The organism is Streptomyces sp. MMBL 11-1 (genome assembly GCF_028622875.1).
Taxonomy (GTDB): Bacteria; Actinomycetota; Actinomycetes; order Streptomycetales; family Streptomycetaceae; genus Streptomyces.
On the sequence record NZ_CP117710.1, the window covers coordinates 246,094 to 267,463 of the forward strand.

General features: G+C 71.1%; 20 protein-coding genes and 1 pseudogene. 16 read left to right on the forward strand and 5 right to left on the reverse strand.

What is annotated here, in order from left to right; all coding sequences use genetic code 11:
* Nucleotides 1-144: 144 nt before the first annotated feature.
* The 6 genes and pseudogenes from casA (at nt 145) to PSQ21_RS36530 (ending at nt 5,681) form a co-directional block, all read left to right on the forward strand.
* A complete protein-coding gene (casA, locus tag PSQ21_RS36505; RefSeq protein WP_274036531.1) occupies nt 145-1,611 on the forward strand; it encodes a type I-E CRISPR-associated protein Cse1/CasA in 1,467 nt (488 codons plus the stop codon).
* Complete coding sequence (casB, locus tag PSQ21_RS36510; RefSeq protein WP_274036532.1) at nt 1,608-2,204, forward strand: type I-E CRISPR-associated protein Cse2/CasB; 597 nt, start codon at nt 1,608-1,610, stop codon at nt 2,202-2,204. The genes casA and casB overlap by 4 nt, the downstream gene beginning before the upstream one ends.
* Entirely contained in the window at nt 2,201-3,379 is a 1,179-nt protein-coding gene (gene cas7e / locus PSQ21_RS36515) for a type I-E CRISPR-associated protein Cas7/Cse4/CasC (protein ID WP_274036533.1), read from the forward strand. The genes casB and cas7e overlap by 4 nt, the downstream gene beginning before the upstream one ends.
* On the forward strand, nt 3,376-4,083 hold the full coding sequence (cas5e, locus tag PSQ21_RS36520) for a type I-E CRISPR-associated protein Cas5/CasD (RefSeq protein ID WP_274036534.1): 708 nt from the start codon (nt 3,376-3,378) through the stop codon (nt 4,081-4,083). The genes cas7e and cas5e overlap by 4 nt, the downstream gene beginning before the upstream one ends.
* A gap of 114 nt (nt 4,084-4,197) precedes the next feature.
* Nucleotides 4,198-4,791: pseudogene (cas6e, locus tag PSQ21_RS36525) on the forward strand (type I-E CRISPR-associated protein Cas6/Cse3/CasE); the annotation flags it as partial.
* Nucleotides 4,792-5,000: 209 nt separating this feature from the next.
* The gene (locus PSQ21_RS36530; RefSeq protein ID WP_274036535.1) at nt 5,001-5,681 is read left to right on the forward strand and encodes a hypothetical protein; all 681 of its coding nucleotides are present in this window, start codon (nt 5,001-5,003) and stop codon (nt 5,679-5,681) included.
* Nucleotides 5,682-5,817: 136 nt separating this feature from the next.
* Here the strand turns inward: PSQ21_RS36530 and PSQ21_RS36535 are convergent, their stop codons facing one another.
* The 5 genes from PSQ21_RS36535 to PSQ21_RS36555 form a co-directional block, all read right to left on the reverse strand.
* Nucleotides 5,818-6,663, reverse strand: a complete 846-nt coding sequence (locus PSQ21_RS36535; protein WP_274036536.1) for a hypothetical protein — start codon at nt 6,661-6,663, stop codon at nt 5,818-5,820.
* Between the two features lie 243 nt (nt 6,664-6,906).
* Entirely contained in the window at nt 6,907-7,788 is an 882-nt protein-coding gene (locus PSQ21_RS36540; RefSeq protein WP_274036537.1) for a hypothetical protein, read from the reverse strand.
* Nucleotides 7,789-7,875: 87 nt separating this feature from the next.
* Nucleotides 7,876-8,463, reverse strand: a complete 588-nt coding sequence (locus tag PSQ21_RS36545; RefSeq protein ID WP_274036538.1) for a cysteine hydrolase — start codon at nt 8,461-8,463, stop codon at nt 7,876-7,878.
* Between the two features lie 30 nt (nt 8,464-8,493).
* A complete protein-coding gene (locus tag PSQ21_RS36550) occupies nt 8,494-9,663 on the reverse strand; it encodes an XRE family transcriptional regulator (protein WP_274036539.1) in 1,170 nt (389 codons plus the stop codon).
* Nucleotides 9,664-9,873: 210 nt separating this feature from the next.
* A complete protein-coding gene (locus PSQ21_RS36555) occupies nt 9,874-10,614 on the reverse strand; it encodes a GntR family transcriptional regulator (RefSeq protein ID WP_274036540.1) in 741 nt (246 codons plus the stop codon).
* 328 nt (nt 10,615-10,942) lie between these two features.
* Here PSQ21_RS36555 and PSQ21_RS36560 point away from each other — a divergent pair, with 328 nt between their 5' ends.
* From PSQ21_RS36560 to PSQ21_RS36605, 10 genes are all read left to right on the forward strand, one after another.
* Nucleotides 10,943-11,395: an ATP-binding protein gene (locus PSQ21_RS36560; protein ID WP_274036541.1), complete on the forward strand. Its 453-nt coding sequence runs from the start codon at nt 10,943-10,945 to the stop codon at nt 11,393-11,395.
* A 128-nt stretch (nt 11,396-11,523) separates the two neighbouring features.
* Complete coding sequence (locus PSQ21_RS36565) at nt 11,524-11,781, forward strand: WhiB family transcriptional regulator (RefSeq protein WP_274036542.1); 258 nt, start codon at nt 11,524-11,526, stop codon at nt 11,779-11,781.
* 168 nt (nt 11,782-11,949) lie between these two features.
* Entirely contained in the window at nt 11,950-12,525 is a 576-nt protein-coding gene (locus tag PSQ21_RS36570; protein WP_274036543.1) for a hypothetical protein, read from the forward strand.
* Nucleotides 12,525-12,815 carry a hypothetical protein gene (locus tag PSQ21_RS36575; protein ID WP_274036544.1) on the forward strand — a complete coding sequence of 97 codons (291 nt, stop codon included), beginning with the start codon at nt 12,525-12,527 and terminating at the stop codon, nt 12,813-12,815. Before PSQ21_RS36570 ends, PSQ21_RS36575 begins: the two co-directional genes overlap by 1 nt.
* An 85-nt stretch (nt 12,816-12,900) precedes the next feature.
* On the forward strand, nt 12,901-14,649 hold the full coding sequence (locus tag PSQ21_RS36580; protein ID WP_274036545.1) for a hypothetical protein: 1,749 nt from the start codon (nt 12,901-12,903) through the stop codon (nt 14,647-14,649).
* Nucleotides 14,598-15,422, forward strand: coding sequence for a hypothetical protein (locus PSQ21_RS36585; protein ID WP_274036546.1), 825 nt, complete (start codon nt 14,598-14,600; stop codon nt 15,420-15,422). The genes PSQ21_RS36580 and PSQ21_RS36585 overlap by 52 nt, the downstream gene beginning before the upstream one ends.
* 33 nt (nt 15,423-15,455) lie before the next feature.
* A complete protein-coding gene (locus PSQ21_RS36590) occupies nt 15,456-15,725 on the forward strand; it encodes a hypothetical protein (RefSeq protein ID WP_274036547.1) in 270 nt (89 codons plus the stop codon).
* 20 nt (nt 15,726-15,745) lie between these two features.
* Complete coding sequence (locus tag PSQ21_RS36595; protein WP_274036548.1) at nt 15,746-16,231, forward strand: hypothetical protein; 486 nt, start codon at nt 15,746-15,748, stop codon at nt 16,229-16,231.
* 925 nt (nt 16,232-17,156) lie between these two features.
* Nucleotides 17,157-18,761, forward strand: coding sequence for a hypothetical protein (locus PSQ21_RS36600; RefSeq protein WP_274036549.1), 1,605 nt, complete (start codon nt 17,157-17,159; stop codon nt 18,759-18,761).
* Between the two features lie 63 nt (nt 18,762-18,824).
* Nucleotides 18,825-21,350 (forward strand): DNA translocase FtsK, encoded by a 2,526-nt coding sequence (locus PSQ21_RS36605; protein ID WP_274036550.1) that lies wholly within the window; start codon nt 18,825-18,827, stop codon nt 21,348-21,350.
* The last annotated feature ends 20 nt before the right edge of the window (nt 21,351-21,370 follow it).

Genomic DNA, 21,370 nt, shown 5'->3' on the forward strand with positions numbered 1-21,370 from the left:
CTTGAACCGTCCCGGGGAGCCAATCACCCCGAAAGTCAAATCACAACATGATCATGTTGCGATTTGCTGCGGGTAGTGCCACCGTGTTCGGACCTGACCGAAGCTCACGCGGCATCCCAACGGGATTTGCCAAGGAGGGTGTTGATGGTGTCGTTCGATCTGCTCGACCGCCGCTGGCTGCCGGTGATGACCCGGGACGGCCCGGACCGGATATCCCTGCGCACCGCGCTGGACGAGGCGCATGAGGTTCAGCTGTGCGGTCCGCCGGAGGAGCACACGGCGCTGCTGCGGCTGCTGCTCGCGCTGTACGCGGCGGCAGCACGGCCGGCCGATACGGACGCGTGGGACGCCGCGTGGCGCTCGCCCCGGCTGGAAACGGGCCGGGTCGGCGGCTATCTCGATGCGCACGCCGACCGTTTCGATCTCTTCTCCGCCACGCATCCGTTCTGGCAGTCCGCCGCCGTGAGCGAGGCGAACCGGGGGGTGGACGTGCTGGAGATCGAGTCCTGGGGCTCGGGGACCGTCCAGTTCGCCGCGCATCTGCTGATGCCGGCGGAGCCCATGGACCCGGCGGACGCCGCCGTGCGCCTGGTCATGCTCCAGTCCTGGCACCCCGGCGGAATCCAGAGCGGGCACGGGGACGACCCGGCCACCCGCGCCGGGAAGGTCTACGGCGGCAAGCCCGCCCCCCTGAGCGCGATATCCCACCTGCGGATCGCGGGGACGTGCCTGAAGGACGAGCTGCTGTTGAACTGCCCGCCCGGCCCTCGCGAACCGGGCGACCGGCCGGTGTGGGAGCGCGACTCCCCGGGCGTGCCGATGCTGCCCCGCGAACCGGCGGGCCCGCTGGACCTGTGGACCTGGCCCACGCGCCGGGTCCGCCTCTTCCCGGACGCGGACGGCAACGTCACCGACCTCGCCGTGCACGACGGCGACCGGCCCGCCGACCCCGGCGCGGCCGCGGCCCGGTGGGACCCGGGCGCGGCACTGAACGCCCGCGGTACGCGGCTGGCGACCGTGGACGCCGCACGGCATCAGCTGCCCTGGGCGCCCGCCCGGCTCCTGGGAGGCGACCCCGAGTCGGGTAGCTGTGCGGTCCTGGATCACCTCGTCGCCGCCGCCGAGCGGTCCGTCCTGCCGCCTTCGGCCCGGATCGAGGCGATGGTCCTGCGGGCCGAGCACACGACCGCGCACCGAGCCGCTCTGACGGGGATCCTTCCCCTGCGCGCCGCGCTGGGCCGGGCCGGTGTTCTCGCGGACCCGGGGCGGCGGGCCGGGTTCGTTCAGGGCGCCGGGCTGCCGTGGCAGGTACAGCGGCAGATCACCCGCAGCGCCGCCGATGCCATGGCCCTGGGGGCGTCGGCCGCCCCCACCCGCCCCGGGCTCTCCCTCGCCGCGCACCTGACGCACGCGTGGGAGGAGTACGCCGAGGACCCGGACGACGGTCTGCAGGAGTGGGTCATGGCCCTCGCCACCGGCGTCGAGCAGGTCGCGGGCGCGGGCCGGAGCGATCTCATGGCCGCCGCCCGCATCCGCACCGACGCCCTCGCCGCCCTGGCCCGCCCCGATCTGTCCGCTCCTGTCGCCGAACCGGAAGAGGTCCGCCCGTGACGCCCGACTCATCCCGTCCGGTGGCCGACCAGGTCCAGGCCGTGGCCGACACCGTCCTGTCGGGGCTCCAGCGCCGCCTGCCGTACGGGGTGGACCGCCACCTCCCGGCCGCGCTGCGCCGCAGCACCCCGCCGGGCGACCCTGCCCTGTGGCTGGACCTGGGCCTGGACCGTCTCCACCCGGACGACGGCGCCCTCGACGCCCCGGACTACACCCGGGCCGCGACCGCGGTCACCGCCACCGCGCAGCTGTGGGCCCGTACCGACATCACTCACCGCCCGACCACTGCCGACCGCGCAACCACCCTGGGGGCGCTCGCCGCCCGCCTCTCCCGTAACCGCCCCGCCGCCGAGCTCGACTTCGCTCGCGCCCTGCGCGCCCACACCCTCGAAGAGCTGCTCCCCCGTCTGCGCCCCCTGCTCCAGCAGGCCTCCGGTCTCAGCCTCGACTTCAGCCTTATGGCCCGCGACTTCTACACCCTCCAGTCCCCCGGCGGACCCCACGCGGTCGGCCAGGGGTGGGCGCACGCCTTCACCGAGGCCAAGGCCCGCGCCCGCCGCACCCACTCCACAGGAAAGGCCGATCCGGCATGAGCATCCACCTGGCCCTCCACGCCCTGCACACCCTGCCGCCCAGCAACGCCAACCGGGACGAGCTCGGCTCTCCCAAGACCGCCCTGTACGGCGGGGTCCCCCGGGCCCGGATCTCCTCGCAGTCCTTGAAGCGGGCGATGCGCACCCACTTCTCCACTGCGGGCCTGGTCCCGGCCCAGGACCTGTCGGTCCGTACCCGGCAGGGCATCGGCCAGCTGGCGACCACCATCACGCAGCGCCGCCCCGACCTGGACGGCGAGCAGGCGGCTGCCCTCGCCGAGAAGGTCCTGGTGTTCGCCACCGGAGCCAGCGTCGACGCTGCCTCAGTACGCCGCAAGACCACCGCCGGGGGTGCGCCGGTCACCCGGGAAACCCTCTTCCTCGGGCTCCGGCAGATCGGCCGGCTCGCCGACCTCGCCGTGCAGGGCGCGGACGACATCACCGCGTTCCTGAAGACGAGGGCGAACGCGACCGCGGTCAAGGAAGCCGCCGCCTCCCGCGACGCGGTCGACATCGCCCTGTTCGGCCGCATGATCGCCACCGGCGACGACCTCACCCTGGACGCCGCCGTCCAGGTCTCCCAGGCCATCGCCGTCCACCGCAGCTCGGCCGAAGTCGATTTCTTCACCGCCGTCGACGACCTCGCCACCAAAGGCGACAACGGGGCGGGCATGGTGGGGCAGCGAGAGTTCCTCTCCGCAACCTTCTACCGGTACGCGGCACTCACCGGGCCCGACCTGGCCGCCAACCTCACCGACTACGCCGGCACCATGGACGTCGGCCAGGTGACGGCCGCCTTCATCCGGGCCTTCGCCGAGACCGTCCCCACCGGGCACATCACCTCCTACGCCCACACCACCCGCCCCGACGTCCTGATCGCTACCGTCACCGGCAGCCCCCTCAGCCACATCGGCGCCTTCGAGACCCCGGTCGAGACATCGACCGGAGGACACCTCACCACCGCCGCCGCGCGCCTGGCCGAACACATCCAGGCCACCGACACCGCCTACGGCGACCCCGCCGCCCGCTCCTGGCTCCTCACCCTCAACCCCCACGCCACCGAACCCCTCCACGCCACGGCCACCCGCCTCACCAACCTCACCGAACTCGCCGAGGCGGCCGCAGGTGAACTCGCCCGCCGCACCCGGGAGAAGACCCTCAAGGAGCAGGCGTGAGCGTCCTCGTCCTCGTGCTGGCCGGACCCATGCAGTCCTGGGGAAGCAGCAGCCGCCACGCCTTCCGCGACACCGACCCCCACCCCACCAAGTCCGCCGTCATCGGCATGCTCGGCTCCGCGACCGGACTGGCCCGCACTGACGTCTCCGGACTGGCCGAACTCGCCGCCCTCACCTTCGCCGTACGCACCGACCAGCCCGGGACCCGCCTCCGCGACTTCCACACCACCCACGCCCCCTCCGGGAAGGCGATGCCCCTGTCGAACCGGTTCTACCTCGCCGACGCCGTCTTCACCGCCGCCCTCGCCGGCCCCGCCCCCCTGCTGGAACGCCTCCACCGGGCCTTGCTCAACCCGGCCCACCCCCTGTTCCTCGGACGCCGTTCCTGCCCCCCGGCCCGGCCCCCCGCCCACAGCCTCCACCCCGAGGCCACCGACCCCGTCACCGTCCTGGAGACACTGCCCTGGCAGGCCGCCGACTGGTACCAGCACCGGCACCCCCGCCACCGGATGCGACTGCACCACGACACCGACCCGGCCAACCCGGCCGCCCGCCTCCACGCTGACCAGCCCGCCGACTTCACTCCCGGCCACCGCCGCCACCACGCCCGCCCGGTCGCCACCCGCACACTCCCCCCGCCCCCGGCGGCAGGAGAGCGGCCCGGCCCCCTGGACTTCTTCGACGCCCTGGACGGTCTCGCGTGACGCACCTGACCCGATGCCACCTCAACCCCGCCCGGAGCCGACTCACCTCTACCCCCCCAGCGCCTCCACGCCGCCGTCGCAGCCGCGTTCCCCCCGCCACCGGCCGCCACAGGACCCGGCAACCGGGTCCTGTGGCGACTGGACGAAACCCGCCAGCCCCACCGCCAGAGCACCCTGCTCATCGTCAGCCCCTCGCCCCCCGACCTGACCCACGTCATCGAACAGGCCGGATGGCCCAGCCTGAACACACCGAGCCACACCGGATGGGAAACCCGCCCCTACACCCCGCTCCTCAACGCGCTGCGCCCCGGCACCCTGATGCGTTTCCGCCTCACCGCCAACCCGACCAAGGCCGCCTTCCGCCGCGGCAGGCGAGGCATCCGCACCGCCGCGGCCACACCCGCGGACCAGATCCAGTGGCTCCTCCAACGCGCACCCGGGGCCGGATTCACCCTCTCCCAGCGCCACGGCCAGCCCGACCTCACCGTGACTGACTGCCGGGTACTCGACTTCCCGCGCGGGCCCGCCGGACAGCCCGGGAACAACGTCCACCTGCACGCCGTCACCTACGAAGGCCACCTCCAGGTCACCGATCCCGACACTCTGCGCCACACCCTCACCCACGGCCTCGGCCGCGCGAAGGGCTATGGGTGCGGGCTCCTCACCCTCGCACCCGGCCGGATCGCCCCTCACTCGCCGCAGGAATGAGGCGCCCGGCCGCCGTGCCGGGACGAGGGCTCGGCACGGCGGACCCGGGCCCGGTGCGCGTACGCGGACAGCGATCACGTGCCACTTCGCGGAACTTCTGGTGATGTTCCTGCGCAACGTGCCACGACCAGCATCCTGTTGACACCTATAGGGTGTTCTGTCATGTTCTGTGGGCATATTGTGACGATCTCGATCAGGGAGGCGATCTCGTGCGACGATCCGAGTACAACGAAGGCCAGGCCGCGAAGCGTCTGAAGGTGCCGGTGACAGCCTTCCGGTGGGGCCGGCACGCCGGGCTCGTCCCCGAGCCGGACCGCCCGCGCAGCCAGTGGTCAAGGGCGGCGGTCGAGGCGCTGGACGCCGTCGCCATCGCCGCTGCGATGCCCGCAGAGCCGATCTCCGGCAGTGCGGCGGCCGACCGGATCGCCGCCGCCCTCGGCACCCCCAACATCCCGGGCGCGAAAACCCGGGTGAGCGCATTCGTGGTGCGCCGGTTCGTCGACCGAGGCCTCCTGACCGACCTGAGCGCCAACCCTGACGGAACGCTGCACCACCCCGCCCAGGTCGATCAGCTCTGCCGACGGCCCGACCTGGCCGAGCTGGTCGCCGCCGACGCCCCGGTCGGTCCCGACCAGGCCGCCGAACGCCTCCGGGTCCGCCGCGCCGACTTCGACCACATGGTCCGGCTCGGCTGGATCCGCTCCCCGCAGACCATCGAGGTCCGGTTCGGCACCAGCCGGGCCGGAGCCGTCAACGTCCCGCTCTACACCACCGCCTCCGTCGACGCGGTCATCCCCGCCCACCCCGAGATCGACTGGCACCTCCTGCGCACCGTGGGTAAAGGCCGACGCTCCCCACTCGCGTCGCTGCGCCCGGACTTGGCGAGCTGAACCACGACCACCACCGCCCGACCACGGGGCATGCCCCTTCCCTCCTCCGACGAGGAGCCCGCGGCCCGGGCTGGTGTCCTCAACGGCGATAGCCCAGCGGGACGGACCCCGCGCCGCGGAAGGCCAGCGGGACATCTCACTTCTTCGGCAGGGCGCGCCTCGTTGCTGCCTCGACCGCAGCGACGGCCTCGTGCGGGACAGTGATGATGGTGCCGATGAGCTTGATGGCCTTCAGGTAGGCGGCGTGCCGTTCGTGGGTATTGCCGGCGTCATCAAGAGCGGTGGTGAGCAGATGACGCGCTTGCTGGACGGCCCGCCGCTCGGCGGGTGCAAGGTAGTTGATACCGGCCTTCCGGGCGTGCTGGTCGGCCGCTTTCCAGGCGATCTCCAGTGCGATGACCCGGGCTGCGTAGTCGGTGGTGTTCGGAGCGGTACGGGCATCTCGGGCGGCATCGAGGGCGAGGATTAGCCGTTCGGTCTCGGGGGTGCCCACGTCGTTGAGAGCGGGTCGGTCGAGGACGGCAAGGATGTCGGTGGTGAAGGCGGCGTAGGCGTCGCGGACACCATCGTGACGCGCTTCGAGTTCAGCGCGCCGTTGACCCTCAAGCATGCGGCGGCGATGCCGGGCGCGAAGGCCGGCCGCGATGCAGGCCAGAAGCGCAAGGGCGATGATGCCGCCGAGTCCGGCGAGGAGAGGCGTCCACGGGACGTCTGGTCCGCTCGGCTCGGCGGGCGGACCGGAAGACGGCTTATCTACTGGCTCCTCCACCCCGGTGCCAGTGAAGGCGGCGAGTGCCTCTTCCGCCAGGCTGGCCACGAAGCCGGGGAAGAACACCCCCACGGTAAGGACGGCGGCGCCGACGAGCGTCGTCGCGGCGGCAGCGTACTCCTGCTTGATCCACATGGAGAACGCTCTGACGGACAGGACCGTGACGGCGAGGCTGCCGATGATGGTCACGATCCACTGAAGCTGCTGGTGCACCGACGGGGCCCTCCCGCTCGGAGCGGGCGTCTTGCCCGCGGGTGATCCGACGGTGCGGCAGGGCGCCTGTGGACAGGATCAGAGCGGCGCGGTCAGATCGTGTGCCCGACGTGACCGTTCACGGCGGTGGGCGGATCTCACACCCGTTGGCGAAGCCGCCGAGAAGCTGGTCTGCGAGACCAGCCGCTCAGTCTGTGGGGTGCTTCGGTCTTCGCGGGCAGTGGAGGCCCTCGGCGTCAACAGCTAGGGCAGCCGGACGCGAACACGTGGATGCACCAGTCCCTCCGGAAGCCGTCGCTGGCCGCCGTCGAGGCTGATGTGCGGGCCTCCGCGGATGAAGGTTCTCGTGAACTGACGCCCTGTCGCTGGGCTGAGGGGTCTGATGCCTCGGATGTCGAGTTCATCGGGGGGAGTCGGCCAGAGCCGTGCCGCGAGACCGGCGTCTTCGAACGGGTGAGAGATATCCGTGTGGGGGTGGCTGAGCAGCTGGAGCTGGGCGACTCGACCGTTCGGCAGCCCGAATCCGAGGTGGGTCGCCTGTCCGGGTCCGCCGCCGGCAGGGTGATGGACATGAGGGAGCAGGAGTTGGTCGTCCGGGCCGGGTTCGCCGTCTCGGTCCGAGGCGTCAGGGTCGCAGACGGTCATCCAGAGCGAGAGGTCTGACGGCATCTCTCCGGTGTCCCGCAGGCTGGGCAGCCAACTGTCGGGGAAGTCCCACGGCTGCCGCGATCGCTGCGGGGGCTCTGCGTATGCCGCCTGGGGGTGCGCGGATAGCAGCAGCGTCTTGACCGCCCAGCGGGCGAACGTGAAGACCTCCCACCCGGACAGCGGCCGCAGTTCGCCGAGGAGAGTGCGCACCGGGATCTTCGCGGGCTGTTCGAAGGTCGTGTTGAGCCAGTCGTTGCACTTCAGCCCGGCGGACGATTCCTGTCCGCAGACGGGCAGCATGAGCCGCGGCAACTGGGCGCGCTCGACGGCTCCGCTCGCGTACGGAGCCGGTACGCCGTTGACGAGCACGGTGAAGGGGCCCTGCCCGGCGAATCGCTTGAAGAACCAGCTCGGCAGGACATGCTCCCGGGGTGTCCGTACGGGAGCTCCGCACAGCAGGCAGTGAAGTGCGCTCATGGCAGGAGACAGTACGGCGCAGCACCCGGTGATCACATGCGGATATAGGGCCCCGCTGCCGGGCGAGAGCTCGGCTCCGCGGGGATCTCAGTCCACGTGCTGGGTGTGGCATCCGGTGTGACCCGGCGGGCCCGCGCTGCCGGTGAGGAGTTCGTCCACGGTGATCAGTTGTCGCGGGCTGATGTTGCGCCGTGCGAGGAGCAGTGCGGCGTCGTGGTACTCCGGGCCGCCGGTGGAGGCGCAGGCGTCGGTCACGATCCAGGGCAGAAGGCCGCGGTGGTAGGCGGCGGTGGCCGTGTCGTAGACGCACGCGTCGGTGTCGATGCCGGCGAGGACCAGGTCCGTCCAGCCGGCGTTCTCGATGGTGGTGACGAACTCCGGGGTCAGGGCGCTGGAGCCGGGCTTGTCGATGATTGCGACGGCGGACGATGCGTACGGGGCGAGTTCGTCCACGATCCGCTGCTCCTGGGGGGTCCTCAGCCGGGTCCACCCGGTCACGTGCTCGTACGGCGAGCCGGCGGGGTTGTAGAAGCGGGTGAAGACGACCGGGCGGCCGGTGGCTGACCAGGCGTGGACCAGGCGTTCGAGCTGCGGCACCGCGTGTTGGCTGTGCTCGTTGATGAAGCCGGCCTGCGCGTCGACGATGACGAGGGCCGCGGTGTGGGGTGTCGACATCCTGGAGGTCTCCTCGCTCGGGGTCGGTGGTCAGGTGTCGGAGTCGCGCAAAGCTTCCTGCGCCGCCCGGAGCCGGTCGGGCAGCTGGCTGGTCGCCAGGATCGCTTCCCTCATCAACTGGTGCTGCGCTGTCTCCTGCGGGCGGGCCGCTGTCAGCCGGGAGTAGGCGCCGCGCAGGAACCGCCAGCCGAAGTCCTTCGGCATGGCGGGGTCGCGGCCGGCTTCTATCTCGTCCAGGACGTGGGTGCTGAGGGCCCAGAGGGTCTGCACGTCCCGTTCGAGGGCGGCGACGGCGCTCATGGGCAGGGCCCGTTCCTGGGCGAGTGGGTGGTAGGCAACGCCGGACCAGCCGGCCAGGCCGAGCGATACGGCGGGGCTGCCGAAGTCGATGACGTCCGGGTGGGCGAATCCCTCGCGCAGGAGCTGTCGTTCGACCTCGTCGCCCAGGCGCGCGGCCTTCTGCGGGTTCTGCCGGTCGACGAGGACCGAGGGAGTGGTGAGCAGTTGGAGCGCCGCATCCAGGTCGGTGCCCTTCCAGGGGGAGCTCTCCAGCAGGTAGGCCGACAGGACGTAGGACGGGGTGGTCGTCCACGGCGGCGTCCGTGCGGGATACAGCTCGCGGACGCGGTCGGCGGTCCATGTCAGGTCGGCGGTGGCGGTGCGGTAGCGCCAGGCCGCGAGTTCCCCGAGGGTTTCGACCCGGAGCCGTTGGACCAGGTGGGCGGTGACAACTCCGCAGTCGTAGATGTGGAGTTGCACGTCGGCGGTGGGGTGCGCTGCCGGGGTGGACCGGTGCCCCAAGCCGCCGGGCCCGGGTGCCTGCGGGGTGCCCGGGATTGCCTGGACGGCCTCCCCGACGTACAAGGGGATGAATCTGTGGCTGACCACCGTGGCTGGGCCGAGGGCGGGCGGGCCCGTGGGGTGCGCCTCAAGGGGCTGCTTGTCCGAGGCCGGCACCTCCTCGCTCTCGGCGAGGGAGGCGTGGAAGGTCGCCAGCATTTCCGGCGTGCAGCGCAGCTGCATGGCGTCGAGCATCTCCGCCGTTTCGGGGAGGAGCTTGATGGCGGTGCCGTGCTTGCGCCACCTGGTGACGGTTTTCGGGTTGACCCCCAGCTGCTCCGCGTACACGCGGATAGGCAGTCTCATCGCCTTTCCCAGGAGGGCCGCTTCTCGTCCGGTCCACTGCACCACGGCTGCCATTTGACACTCCCTCCGTAAGCGCGGGATGCACATTACGCGCCCACGCCCACACCAGGCCCACATCGGGCCCACAGGCGGACCTCTCCGGGTGCGCCGCATGTCGGGAAGCTGGAGGCAGATTGCGATTCTGCTCAAATCTGTCGTCCGTGGAGAACCACCGTGAGAAGAAACGATTCCCCAGCCTGGTGGCCGGAAGGCCTCCGTGCTGGTTCAGACGTCGTAGGCGTACTCCGCGACGTACGCGGTGCTGTCCATGACGGTCTGCTCCACGCCGAGAACCTGTCCGTCCTCGGCGAAGGCGATGCGGTAGGCGTCCAGAAGGGTTCGACCGATGGGGATCTCGAGTCCGCTCGCGTCGGATCCGGCGGGTGTTCGCCCTCGGACCTCCTCCCGGATGTGCGCCGCGGTGAGACCGAGCTCTCGGAGGAGCGAGAACAGGTTTCCCGGCACGGATCCCCCGTCGGCCACATGGCCGATGGAGCTGCTGAAGGGCAGATACACGCGCACGAGTTTCACCGGCCGGCCATCGACGAGATAGCGGGAGTCGAAGGCTCGTACCTTCTCCTCGGGGTCAAGGCCCAGGACTTCGGCGACACGCGACGGTGGCGGCACTTCGGCAGTGGTCACCTGGTCGATGGTCACCGGACGCGTCTCGTCCGCCGGCCAGATTCTGGGGCCGTCCCCCCACTCCCCCAGGGCCCGGCGCGGCGAGCCATGGCGCCCGACGAACTGCAGGTCCTGCACGTAGACGCCCGACCCGCGAAGCCCGGTGGCGAGGCCTTCGTTCTTGAGCAGCTGAAGCGCCTTCTGCACGGTCACGACGCTGGTCCCGTACTCCTTCGCGAGGGCTTCCTCGCCGGGAAGCCGCTCACCAGCACGGTAGCGGCCGGCAGCGATCGCAGCCCTGAGCAGGTCGGCGATGCGCGCGTGCTTGGGCTGCGCGTCGGTCATGCATCTCCCTCGGCCTCATCTGTAGCGCCCTGATCGTACGGGGTGGCCAGGCCGAGCCGCTCCGCGCGGTAGGACCATCCACCCTAGTTCCATATGGGAAATTCTAAGTTCCATACAGAACCCCTTGATCTCCATATGGAACTTTGGTTCACTGAGGCATCGTCACCGACGGCCCCGCAGGCCGGTGTTGACGGGAGAGCCACCCAGGACCGCGCCTCGGATTCGCCCTGTCGGGCCTGCTGGCGCACGGAGTCGCCCTCACCAACCGGCAATGCGCCGGGGCGAGGGGTTCGAAGTGAGCAGCCGGACGACAAACAGGAGGAGACCCATGGTCACCAAGCAGTCGGCACTCCCGGTATCTGAGCCCGGTCTGTATTTGAGGTCCCGGGAGCGCGGGTTCGTGGCGCACATGGTCGCCGGACCGCTCCGGCTCCGGCAGGTTCGCAGCCTTACGGCCACGGCACTGCTGGACCACGGAGCGTCCTCCGACGCTGCCGGAACCGCCCAGTTGGTCCTCTCGGAGCTGGTCGCGAACGCGGTCCGGGCCTGCGGCGATGACGTCCCCCTGGTCGTCGAGGTCCATCTCGGGGACACCGGAGCCGTGGTCGGCGTACACGACCCGGTGCCGGAGCTGCTGCCCCACTCGGCCGATACGCCCATGGGCAGCGCGGACGCCGAGTCCGGACGGGGCTTACCTCTGCTGAACCTGCTCTGCACGGACGTCACGGTCACCGCCTCGCCGATCGGCAAGCAGATCCGGTGCCGTCTCCGGCCCTCGTAGAACCCGTGGTCCGGGGGCGGGGCCGAGGCAGGTCAGCAGCAGCCAGCCGCCGGGATCACCCGGCCTCTCCCCCTCCTACCGCTCCCTCCCGCACACCCACCGCCACTGAACGGAAAGGACTTCCCAGCATGGACTTTCGGCATAGCGCACTTTGCCGTGAAGAGGACCCGGACCTCTTCTTCCCCATCGGCTCCACCGGCCCGGCCCTTCTGCAGATCGAAGAGGCCAAGGCCGTCTGCCGCCGCTGCCCGGTCATGGAGCACTGCCTGCAGTGGGCGCTCGAGAACGGTCAGGACTCCGGTGTCTGGGGTGGGCTCAGCGAGGACGAGCGCCGGTCCCTGAAGCGCCGTACCGCGCGCAGCCGTCAGCGCAACAAGGCCGCGTGAGCAACCGGGTGCTGATCAGCCCTCGCGGCCCGCTCACCAGCCGGCCGGGCGCCACCCTGCACGGCAGCACCGCTCGCCCCACATGGGTGAGCCCCGAGCGCGGACCGGCGCATCGGGGCCACCTCACAGCCACCAACTCGAATTCATCCTCATCAGGGAGCTGATCGCATGCACACCAGGATGCCCGACACCGCGCCGTACCGCGGCGGAAGGGGCGACGCTTCGCCTACCGCTCCCGGGGCCGTTCTCCCCTCGCCCCGGAATCGCACCACCTCGGAGATGCCGCTCAACGGCCGTGTGAACGGCACGTCCCTCAACGGCGCGGCGAGCGGCATGAGTCCGCTGGTCCTGGGGCTGGCCGGCACGCTCGTCTCCGCGACCGGCGTGGTGGGTGCGATCCGCGTTCCCGACCCGGCCGAGGCGAGCGCTCTGCTGGTGACCATCGTCGGTCCGGACGGCGGCTCGGCCGTCTGTACCCTCGACGCCGACCACTACCTCGATCTCTGCGCGTACCTGTACGACGGCACCGAGGTACAGGTCAGCGGCAAGGTCCGGCGCCCGGCGCCCGATCGTGCACCGCTCATCGACGCCTTGGCTCTCCACCCGGTCGCGCAGGCCGAGCAGGCCGGCAGCCCCGGTCACCGCCGTGCCCGCGGGTTCTCGCTCCGCGGTGCCCGCGCGATGGAGGATCACCCGCAGTCTCCGCTCGGGCGGGCCTCTGCGGTTGCGGGAGGTGAGCGCTGATGAGCGCCACCTACGCCGAAGCGCCGGTCACCGCCCCTTCGGACGAGCGCGACACTCCGCCCTTCGCGGAACTGAGCCGGGGTGCCACCGTCGGAATCCTCCTCGTCGCCTTCATCGGCACGATCCTCACCACGGTCGACCTGTTCCTCAACGGGTGGCTCGCCGCCCTGGCTCACCTCGGCTGGTTCATCGGCGTGTTCCTGGTGACCACCCTGGCCCTCGGGTTCGTCCTCACCCTCCTTCTCAGCGGCCGACCCGCCCACATCGAGGCCTCCCCCGGCACCCCCTAGCCGCACCGTCCGGACCAACCACGGCGACCACCCCTCCTGACCAGCCCTCACCTGCGCCAGCAGACCGAAAGGACCCTCGCCTGTCATGGCCACACGCCCCAGCGCAGACCCGAAGCGCGGCAGGAAGACCGCCGTGCAGAAGGCGGCCGCGCCCCCGACCTCGTCGGAGAAGGTGGTGGAGATGGCCCGCACCAAGGCCGACGGCATCGTCGCCGACGCCGAAAGGGTCGCCGCCGAAGCGATCGCCGAGGCCACCGAGCAGGCGGAGAGCATCGTCAACGGTCTTCTGAACGATGCGCAGAAGCAGGCGGACGCCCTTCGCGAGAACGCGCAGAGCGTCGCCGACACCATGCGCTCCGACGCCGAGCGTGGCGCGGCCCAGCTCCTGGACCAGGCCCAAACCGACGCCGACGAGCTGCGCGCCAACGTGGCCAGTGCAGCCGAGGAGACCCGTTCCGCCGCTCAGGACGAGTCCGACGCACGCATCACCCGCGCCACCCTGGACGCCGAGCGGATCATCGCTGAGGCCACCGAAGCGGGCGACCGGGTTGTTGCGGAGGCGAAGTCCTCAGCGGAGGCCCTGGTCGAGAACGCCCGCGGGGAGGCCGCATCCCTGCTGGCCGACACTCGGGCCCAGGCCGAGCAGAAGCGCTCGGAGGCCGAGAAGATCCTCGCTTGCGGGCGGGAGGACGCCGCGCGCCTGCGGGCCGAAGCCGACGCGGAGGCCGAACGTCTCCGGCAGGCCGGGGCCGCCGACCGCGACCGTGCCCAGGGCGAGGCCGCCTCCTTCCACGCCGAAGCGAAGCGCCTCCTCCAGCACGCCCAGGACACCGCCGACACGCTGCGCAGCCAGGCGGAGGAGACCGCCGCCCGGGTCCGAACCGCCGCTGCGGCCGAAGCGACCCAGCTGCGCAAGGACGCCACCGAGGACGCCCAGCGCACCCGGAACACCGCCGAGGAGGAGGCCGATCGGCTGCGGACTGCGGCGCGTGCCACGGTCGCCGAGGCAGAGGAACGCGCCGCGGAGGTCACCACCGCGGCGAAGGACGAGGCGGGCGAGATCCTCCTCCGCGCCCGGGCACAGGCCGAGGGCCTCACCCAGAAGGCCGACGCCGCCCTGGCGGCAGCCGAGACCACCCTCACCGAGGCGCGCGGCGACGCGGCCGTCCTGCGGGCCGACGCCGAGACGGACCGCGCCCAGGCTGCCGAGAAGCTGGCCAAGGCCATGTCCAGGACCGCGCGGAAGTTGGAGAAGCGGAACCTCAAGCGGGAAGCCGCCGAGAAGCACCGTGCGGCTAAGCGGAACGAGAAGGAGGCGCTCCGTGCGGGCCGGCCGACCTGGGCGGACAAGGGCCGCGACGCGCTCCGCTTCTTCGCCGTACGGTTCCTCATCATCGTGCCGATCCTGGCCCCGATGATCGTCGCCTGGACAGGCCAGTCGGGCTTCGCCATGAAGGTCCTCAGCTGGAACTTCGCGGCGTCCCTCGTCTACGCCGCGGCGTACGAGATGACGACCGCGTACTGCGCCTGGCTGTATGACCAGGCCCGCCGCGACGGTGACAAGGGCTGGGAGTACCGGATCGCCACCTGGCTCTTCGGTATCGGTGCCGCGGTCCAGCAGTGGTGGCACTACTCCAGCGACTGGTCCGCCACCCCCAAGGCGGTCACCTTCTCCGCTATGTCGATGGTCGGCGTGGTCTGTGGGAGCTGTTCGCCCGCCTCGTCCACCGCCGTAAGCTCCGCCAGGACCGCAACCTCCCGCCGGCGCTCCCCAGCCTCGGCATGGCCCGCTGGCTGCGCTACCCGGTCCGCTCGTGGACCGCCCGCTCCCTGATGATCGACAACCCGGACCGTTGGGGCAACGCGACCACCGCGTGGACCGAGGCGGGCCGGATGCTGGCGGACCGCAAGGCTCGTCGGTCCGGAAAGGCGTACGCGGACCTCTACATTCTCTCGGTCCGGCGGGTCGGACCGGACCATGGACCGGGGACCATCCCGGCGGTCCACGCCCTCATGGACCGGTGGTCCGCCGCCCCGGCGACGGACCGGACCGCGAGTGGACCGGACCGGACCAAGACCACGGACCGCGGACCGGACCGGACCAGGACCACGGACCGCGGACCGGACCGGACCAGGACCACGGACCGCGGACCGGACCGGACCGCGAGTGGACCGGACCGGACCGCGAGTGGACCGGACCGGACCAAGACCACGGACCGCGGACCGGACCGGACCGCGAGTGGACCGGACCGGACCAAGACCACGGACCGCGGACCGGACCGGACCAATAGGGCCACCACCTGGGAGGACCACGGTCCGGACCGTGCGTCGGGGGCCGGCGGGCCGGGCCGGGATGGTCACACGGACCGCGAGCTGGCGGACCGGACCACGGTCCGCCGGCTCGCGGACGGACCGCCGTACCTGGCTCCGGACGGCTTCGAGCTCAGCGAGACGGAGCAGCGGGCCATCGACCTCCTGCGGTCCGAGGGCCGGTCCATCACCAAGCGGAATCTCGGCGATGCGGTCCGGGCCGAGAACGGGTCCATCTCTTCGGACCGTGCCGCTGAAGTCGCCCGCCACTTCCCCCGCAAGCTCCGGTCCGCCTAACCGGACCGGACCGTCCAGAAGAAGGAGTTCCCGATGGGCGATATCAGCCCCCCGCTTTACGAGTGGTCCGCGCGGACCGCCCAGGAGGCCGAAAGTTCTCTCGAGGCCGCGAGGCACCTCATCGACGCTCACCTCAAAACCCTCGTTCCCGGCGACGCCTTCATCAAGGGCGACACCCGTCGGACGTCCCTGCTCGTCCTGCGGATCTCGCTGGACCTCGGCCCGATGGTCGAGGTCATCAACGAGTCGCGGGAGCTCAAGGAGCAGTCCGACCTGGGCGACACCGACTTCACCGATTCCTGACCAGCAGAAGGGCTCCAGGCATGACCGATCGTCGGCCGCACCGCACGGACAAGAGGCTCGAACGGGTGCCCCGCCCTGACCTCAACGGCAAACAGATGGCGTGCGTCGAGGCACGATTCGCGCTGGAAGAGACACCGGCGATCGCCCACTTCGCGGCCGTCCATCACCACGTCGAGGAGATCCTCCGCACCGTCGCGGTGAACGACAGAAGGGAGTGGATTCTGGGCAACGTCGCCCGCGTCAGGGCCGAACTCGACCTGCTTGAGCAGGCCGTCGAAGTCGGGACGCTCCCACTGGATCTCACCGAGCGTCACAGGTCGACCTGCTACCGGCCGCCGTTTGTCGGTATCGAGTCCGGTCTCCGCCAGCCCCTGGACGCCTCGAAAGGCTGGCGGGGCCACTCAGCCGCCTACCGCCCAGCCCGGCCTCGGAAGGACATCGGCTCTACACCCTGGGTGGTCCTGGCGGCCCTCCTGTTCGTCCTCTTCTACGAAGTCATGAACTAACGCAGTGTGACGTGAAGTTGGGTGCGTCAACGTCAACGTCAATCGTCGCGACGTGACATGAGGACTCGATCAACGCGGATCAGCCCGAGAATCCGCCTCTGACCAGCCACATTGACGTTGACGGGGCTGCCTGACGTTGACGTTGACGCCGTCGGCTTGACGCCCCTCTCACTACTGATTGTCACAGAGCCTGTTGCCCCGCGCTGGAGGAATCCCCGTGAGCACCACCCCCGACTACGACTTGGCGCCGTCGGCCGCCACGGCGCCCGCGCCGCCGCCCGCCGCCGGTCAGCCCACGGCGTCGGGCGCAGCGGTAGTCACGGACCCGGGCGCGCAGCGGACGCAGCGCCGTCGCTCAGCGTCACAGAAGGGAGATGGCCTCGCTGGGCTCCTGATACCTGGCGGAGCGATCACCGGGCTGATCGGGTTGTGCTGGCTGGTCCACGCCTTCGGCCTTCCCGTCGTCGTCTTCGCGATCCTTGCCGCCGCGGTCACCGTCGCTACCGCCGTGGTCATCAAGGTCAGCCGACGGGCGGCCAAGGCTGTCGGCCGCCGCCACCAGGCCGGCGGTTCCGGGGGAGCTGGACCGGGCGGGCGCGGCAGCCGACGTAGCGGCCGGGGCGGAGGGGGTCGCGGGGGTGGTCGCTCCGGCCACAGAGGGCTCAGGACGGGCAACCGTTCCGGCGGAGGGCCGGCGGGGTCCAACGTCCCTGGTGCCCTGTCGCGTAAGCCTGCTGGTCTCGGGTCGACGAAGTCTCTGTCGAACCGGAGCGGGGCGACGAACTCCTCCAAGGGCCACCTCGGCGGGAGGGGCGGCCTGGGCGGAGGCAGGTCGGCCTCCGGTCCCAAGCCCCTCAAGGGCAGCTTGGCCAAGGGCGGCTTCGGTGGTCCCGGCGGGCGCAGGAGCACGGGGACACCGGGGGGCATGACGAACGGGACGGGCGGCAGCGGACTGCTCGGCAAGCTCGGAAGCGGAATCTCCTCGGGATCCCGGGGAGTCGGGCCGACAAAGCCGAACCGGAAGACCGGAGCGACCGGTGCCGGAGGCGGTTTCGGGAAGGCCCTGAAGAAGACGCGGGGCGGTACGAGAGGCCCCCTCACGCCGAAGTCGTCGGGCACGAAGCCGCCCGTCGGCGCTGGGAAGGGTGGCAAGGGCAAGGGCCGGGGGAAGTCTCTCGGGCCCAAGGGACCAGGCAAGAAGGGCAAGGGCAGCGGTCCCAAGCACCGGCGACGCCACACCTGGAGGAAGAACCCGATCCGGAAGACCGGGGGCCTTCTGAAGGCCGGCGCCACCGAGAGCGGTAAGGCCGCACGCCGCGCCTACAGGACCGTTACCAGCAAGAAGTTCCGGCGCCGTCTCCACCGTGCCGCGACGCCGTTCCGCGCGATGTACCGCGGTACCAGCAAGCACGGCGGGAAGCTCCTGGCCAACGTGATGCGGATCGCGGGGCGGGGAATTCTCTCCGCCCACACCGCCCTGGGAACCGTCCGCCTCTCGACGACGGGACCGAACTGGCTGAAGCCGCTGTCCAGGGTTCTGCACTGGGCCACGAGCCCGCTCGCCAAGCTCGTCGGCCACTCCCGCCGGTGGACGTGGCTCTCCACCTGGATCTACAAGACCGCCACCGCCCGCCCGATCACCAAGCCCGCCAAGCCCACCCCGGCCGTCCCGGCCGCGGGCACCGGCACGGCCGCGCCCGTCTCCGGCGGCCACATCCCCGTGCCGTCGCCGGCCACCGCACCAGCAGGAGGAACCCCCGTGGCCACCAGCCCGGCTCACCACGCGTACCCGCTCATCTACGCCGCCCAGGCGATCCGGGCGGCCTCCGCGGCCTTCGCCGCCGCCCCGGCGGACAGCATGAAGGGCTACGAGACCGTCATCGAGAACCTCGGGCACCTGGAGTTCGCGATGTGCCACCTGATGCACAACATCGCGCAGGTCACCGAGGACGACTTCAAGGTCAACCCGGAGATCAGCAACCAGTTCCGCACCGTCGGGGTGCAGTTCCTGCTGCTGGGCGCCTTCGTCGACAGTGCCCACCAGGTGTTCCGTGAGGTCCACGCCGAGCAGCTGGACAACATCGAGAACCCGACGTGGCAGGGCCGCAAGTGGGACATCTCCGCGAACTGGGCGCACATCTTGCCCCCGTACGCGGGGAGCGACCCGACCGTCCACGCGATGCCGCTGCTGCTGGCCTCCTCGGCGATCCGTGACGCCGGGGTCCACATCGGCCTCCACCCGACGAGCTCGATGTTCGGCTACGAGACGACGATCGAGCACCTCGCCCCGCTGGCCGAGGCCCTCTACGAGCTGATGGAGACCGTCGCCTCCACCACCGAGTCCGAGTTCGTCGTCCACCCGGCCATCCCGGCCATGCACCGCGACGCCGGGCAGCGCTTCCGTGACCTCGGCGGCGCCATCCAGGGCGTCCACTACCTGTACCGGACCCTGCACCAGGAGCAGCTGCTCAACCTGGAGAACCCCAGCTACCAGGCCGCGAAGTGGGACGCGGGCCGCAACGCGTCCTGATCCAGACGTGCCGGCCTCTGGCTCGGCCGGACTTCGCCACCACGACACAAGGAGTGCTTCACCATGGTCCGCTCGCAGGACCGCGTCACCGCGCCCTGGGCGCAGGGGGTGTTCGCTACCCCGCTGTACACCTCGGGAGTGATCTACCTCGGCGGCGTCGCGCTGGGCACGGTCGAGGACCTGGGCCACACGGTGCCGCTGGAGATGCTGGGCATCGGCTCGATCGGCGGCATCGTCGCGGCCGCCACCGCCCGGTTCCTGCGCTCCGGCGGGCCCTACCGCAGCCGCCGCGCCCGCTGGTACCACACGGCCTTCACCGGCATCTGGACCACGGCGTCGGCGGCCTGGCTGAACTGGGTGGCCCACGGCACCCCGTGGACGCTGTCCTCGGCCGCGGCGATCGCCGCCGCCACCGTGGCCATCGCCCCCTTCTACGGCGTCGACCGGTTCCTGCGCGGGGAGGAGATCGCCGAGCAGTGGGCGAAGGAGGAGGCGGCGCAGGTCCGGCCCCTCACCGACTGGCAGGATCTGTTCGCCTCCGTGGGCGCCCGCGGGGTGATGGTCGAGGGCAAGGACAAGACCCACAACGGGTACAAGCTCACCCTCACCCTCACCGAGACCGACTACGACGGCCTGCTGCCGCTGCTCAAGCGCTTGGAGATGAAGGCCCGGCTGCGCGCCGGGGCGCTGACCCTGAAGCCGGGGGCCCACGCCGCGGAGGCGTTCCTGTCGGTCTCCACCCGCAACGTGCTCGGCGAGCACGTCGACCTGGACCCCAGCGATCACCCGATCACCATCAACGAGCCGATCACGATGGGGATGCTCGAGTCCGGTGAGCCCATCGAACTCCTGATGCGCCAGAACAGCGTGCTCATCGCCGGGCAGAAGGGATCGGGGAAGTCCGTCACCCTGCACGTCCTGATCTCGCTGCTCACCCGCTGCGTCGACGCGGTCGTGTGGATGATCGACATGGCCAGCGGCCACACCGCCAAGCGGTGGCTGCGCCCCTGGGCGGAGTGCTGGAAGGACAAGGACGGCAACACCATCTCCCGGCCGCTCATCGACTGGGTCGCCACCACCGAGGACGAAGCGGTGCGCATGTACAGCGCGGCGCACGACATCGCCGACCAGCGGGCCAAGACCGCCCGCGGCGGCAAGCTCGTCCCCAAGGCCTCGCAGCCGGCCATCATCGTCATCACCGAAGAGGGCTCGGACCTGATGGCCTGGAGCCCTCTGGCGGTTAAGCCCAAGACCCGGGGGATCAAGAAGGGCCGCAAGGCGGCGATCGACTACGTCGACGTCGTCCAGCGCGGCACCGGCCCCAACACCGGCGGCGGTGAGATCGACTCCCAGTACGACACCACCATCGGTCTGCGGTTCCGCAAGAAGGGCGAGGGCCAGTACGTCTTCCCCGACTTCTACCACCAGGTCAACCTGGCGGCCCTGCCCGGCAACGGCGCCTGCTACATCAAGACGCCCGCCATGGACCAGGCCGAGCCGCCGGAGAAGGGCCGCTTCGCCTACGTCAACGACGACGAGGACTCCACCCACATCGAGGAGATGGCGGTCGCCCGCGCCAACATCCGCCCCGACCTCGACGCCGAGGCCATCACCATCGCCAACAAGTGGGGCTACGGCGACCGCTGGTCGGACACCGAACGCAGCGGATGGATGCTCGAAGCCTTCCACCTCGACACGCCCGCCGCGCTGGGCAGCTCCGCCAATGCGAACGGCGCCGCCGGCACCCTGCAGGCCGCGCCACCTCTGCCGCCGTCCACGAGCGGCACGGGCACCGGCGGGCCCAGCCAGCCGGGCGGGCGGCGACTGCCCGGCGATCTGGGTGACCTGCCCCCCGCGGAGGAATACCTCAAGCGGTACGGCACGGGCCAGCAGCCCCCGGCCGGCCACATCGCCCCTGGCCCCGCCGGTGGGCCGGGTGACTCCGGGCCGGACGAGGCTACGGTCAGGGCGGCGTTCGAGAAGGTCTGGGCGGGGATCGAAGGACTGGTCCAGGAGGCCGCGGAGCAACACGACGCGCAGCAGACCGAGGGAGGCGACGGGAGGAAGGCCCGGGAGCACCCCCGCAAGGACGAGATCCTCGCGATGGTCCGCGACGCCGGCCCCGAAGGCGTCACCGTCGACTCTGTCCGCAAGGCCATCGGGGAGAAGTACCCGGACGAGAAGCCTCCGACGCGGCAGTCCGTGAGCGCGTGGTTCGCCGCACACGAGCGCATCATCCAGCCGCGCGGCCCGAAGACGCCGTACGTCTGGGCCGACCCCGACCACCCCGCCCCGCCCGGACCGCAGAGCGACGGGCAGGACGCGGCGCTGGAAGTGCTCAGCGGGGACGACCTGGAGCTGTTCCTGCACGCCGTCGAGCTCGTCGTCAGCACGTCGTTCGGCTCCGCATCCATGCTCCAGCGCAAGCTGCGCATCGGCTTCGCCAAGGCCGTCTGGCTCATGGACCAGATGACCGCTCGCGACATCGTCGGCGCTCCGGACGGGTCAAAGGCCCGCGAGGTCCTCCACCGCTCCGCCGAGCTCGACGAACTCCTCGACCGGCTGAAGAACCAGCGCCCGGACGCATGACCCGGCCCCGGGCCCTCACT

Bases quoted from the DNA above. Each gene is read 5' to 3' on its own strand.
- casA (WP_274036531.1), top strand. From the start codon at position 145: ATGGTGTCGTTCGATCTGCTCGACCGCCGCTGGCTGCCGGTGATGACC.
- cas7e (WP_274036533.1), top strand. From the start codon at position 2,201: ATGAGCATCCACCTGGCCCTCCACGCCCTGCACACCCTGCCGCCCAGC.
- PSQ21_RS36540 (WP_274036537.1), bottom strand. From the start codon at position 7,788: ATGAGCGCACTTCACTGCCTGCTGTGCGGAGCTCCCGTACGGACACCC.
- PSQ21_RS36545 (WP_274036538.1), bottom strand. From the start codon at position 8,463: ATGTCGACACCCCACACCGCGGCCCTCGTCATCGTCGACGCGCAGGCC.
- PSQ21_RS36550 (WP_274036539.1), bottom strand. From the start codon at position 9,663: ATGGCAGCCGTGGTGCAGTGGACCGGACGAGAAGCGGCCCTCCTGGGA.
- PSQ21_RS36555 (WP_274036540.1), bottom strand. From the start codon at position 10,614: ATGACCGACGCGCAGCCCAAGCACGCGCGCATCGCCGACCTGCTCAGG.
- PSQ21_RS36560 (WP_274036541.1), top strand. From the start codon at position 10,943: ATGGTCACCAAGCAGTCGGCACTCCCGGTATCTGAGCCCGGTCTGTAT.
- PSQ21_RS36565 (WP_274036542.1), top strand. From the start codon at position 11,524: ATGGACTTTCGGCATAGCGCACTTTGCCGTGAAGAGGACCCGGACCTC.
- PSQ21_RS36570 (WP_274036543.1), top strand. From the start codon at position 11,950: ATGCACACCAGGATGCCCGACACCGCGCCGTACCGCGGCGGAAGGGGC.
- PSQ21_RS36575 (WP_274036544.1), top strand. From the start codon at position 12,525: ATGAGCGCCACCTACGCCGAAGCGCCGGTCACCGCCCCTTCGGACGAG.
- PSQ21_RS36580 (WP_274036545.1), top strand. From the start codon at position 12,901: ATGGCCACACGCCCCAGCGCAGACCCGAAGCGCGGCAGGAAGACCGCC.
- PSQ21_RS36585 (WP_274036546.1), top strand. From the start codon at position 14,598: ATGGCCCGCTGGCTGCGCTACCCGGTCCGCTCGTGGACCGCCCGCTCC.
- PSQ21_RS36590 (WP_274036547.1), top strand. From the start codon at position 15,456: ATGGGCGATATCAGCCCCCCGCTTTACGAGTGGTCCGCGCGGACCGCC.
- PSQ21_RS36595 (WP_274036548.1), top strand. From the start codon at position 15,746: ATGACCGATCGTCGGCCGCACCGCACGGACAAGAGGCTCGAACGGGTG.
- PSQ21_RS36600 (WP_274036549.1), top strand. From the start codon at position 17,157: ATGACGAACGGGACGGGCGGCAGCGGACTGCTCGGCAAGCTCGGAAGC.
- PSQ21_RS36605 (WP_274036550.1), top strand. From the start codon at position 18,825: ATGGTCCGCTCGCAGGACCGCGTCACCGCGCCCTGGGCGCAGGGGGTG.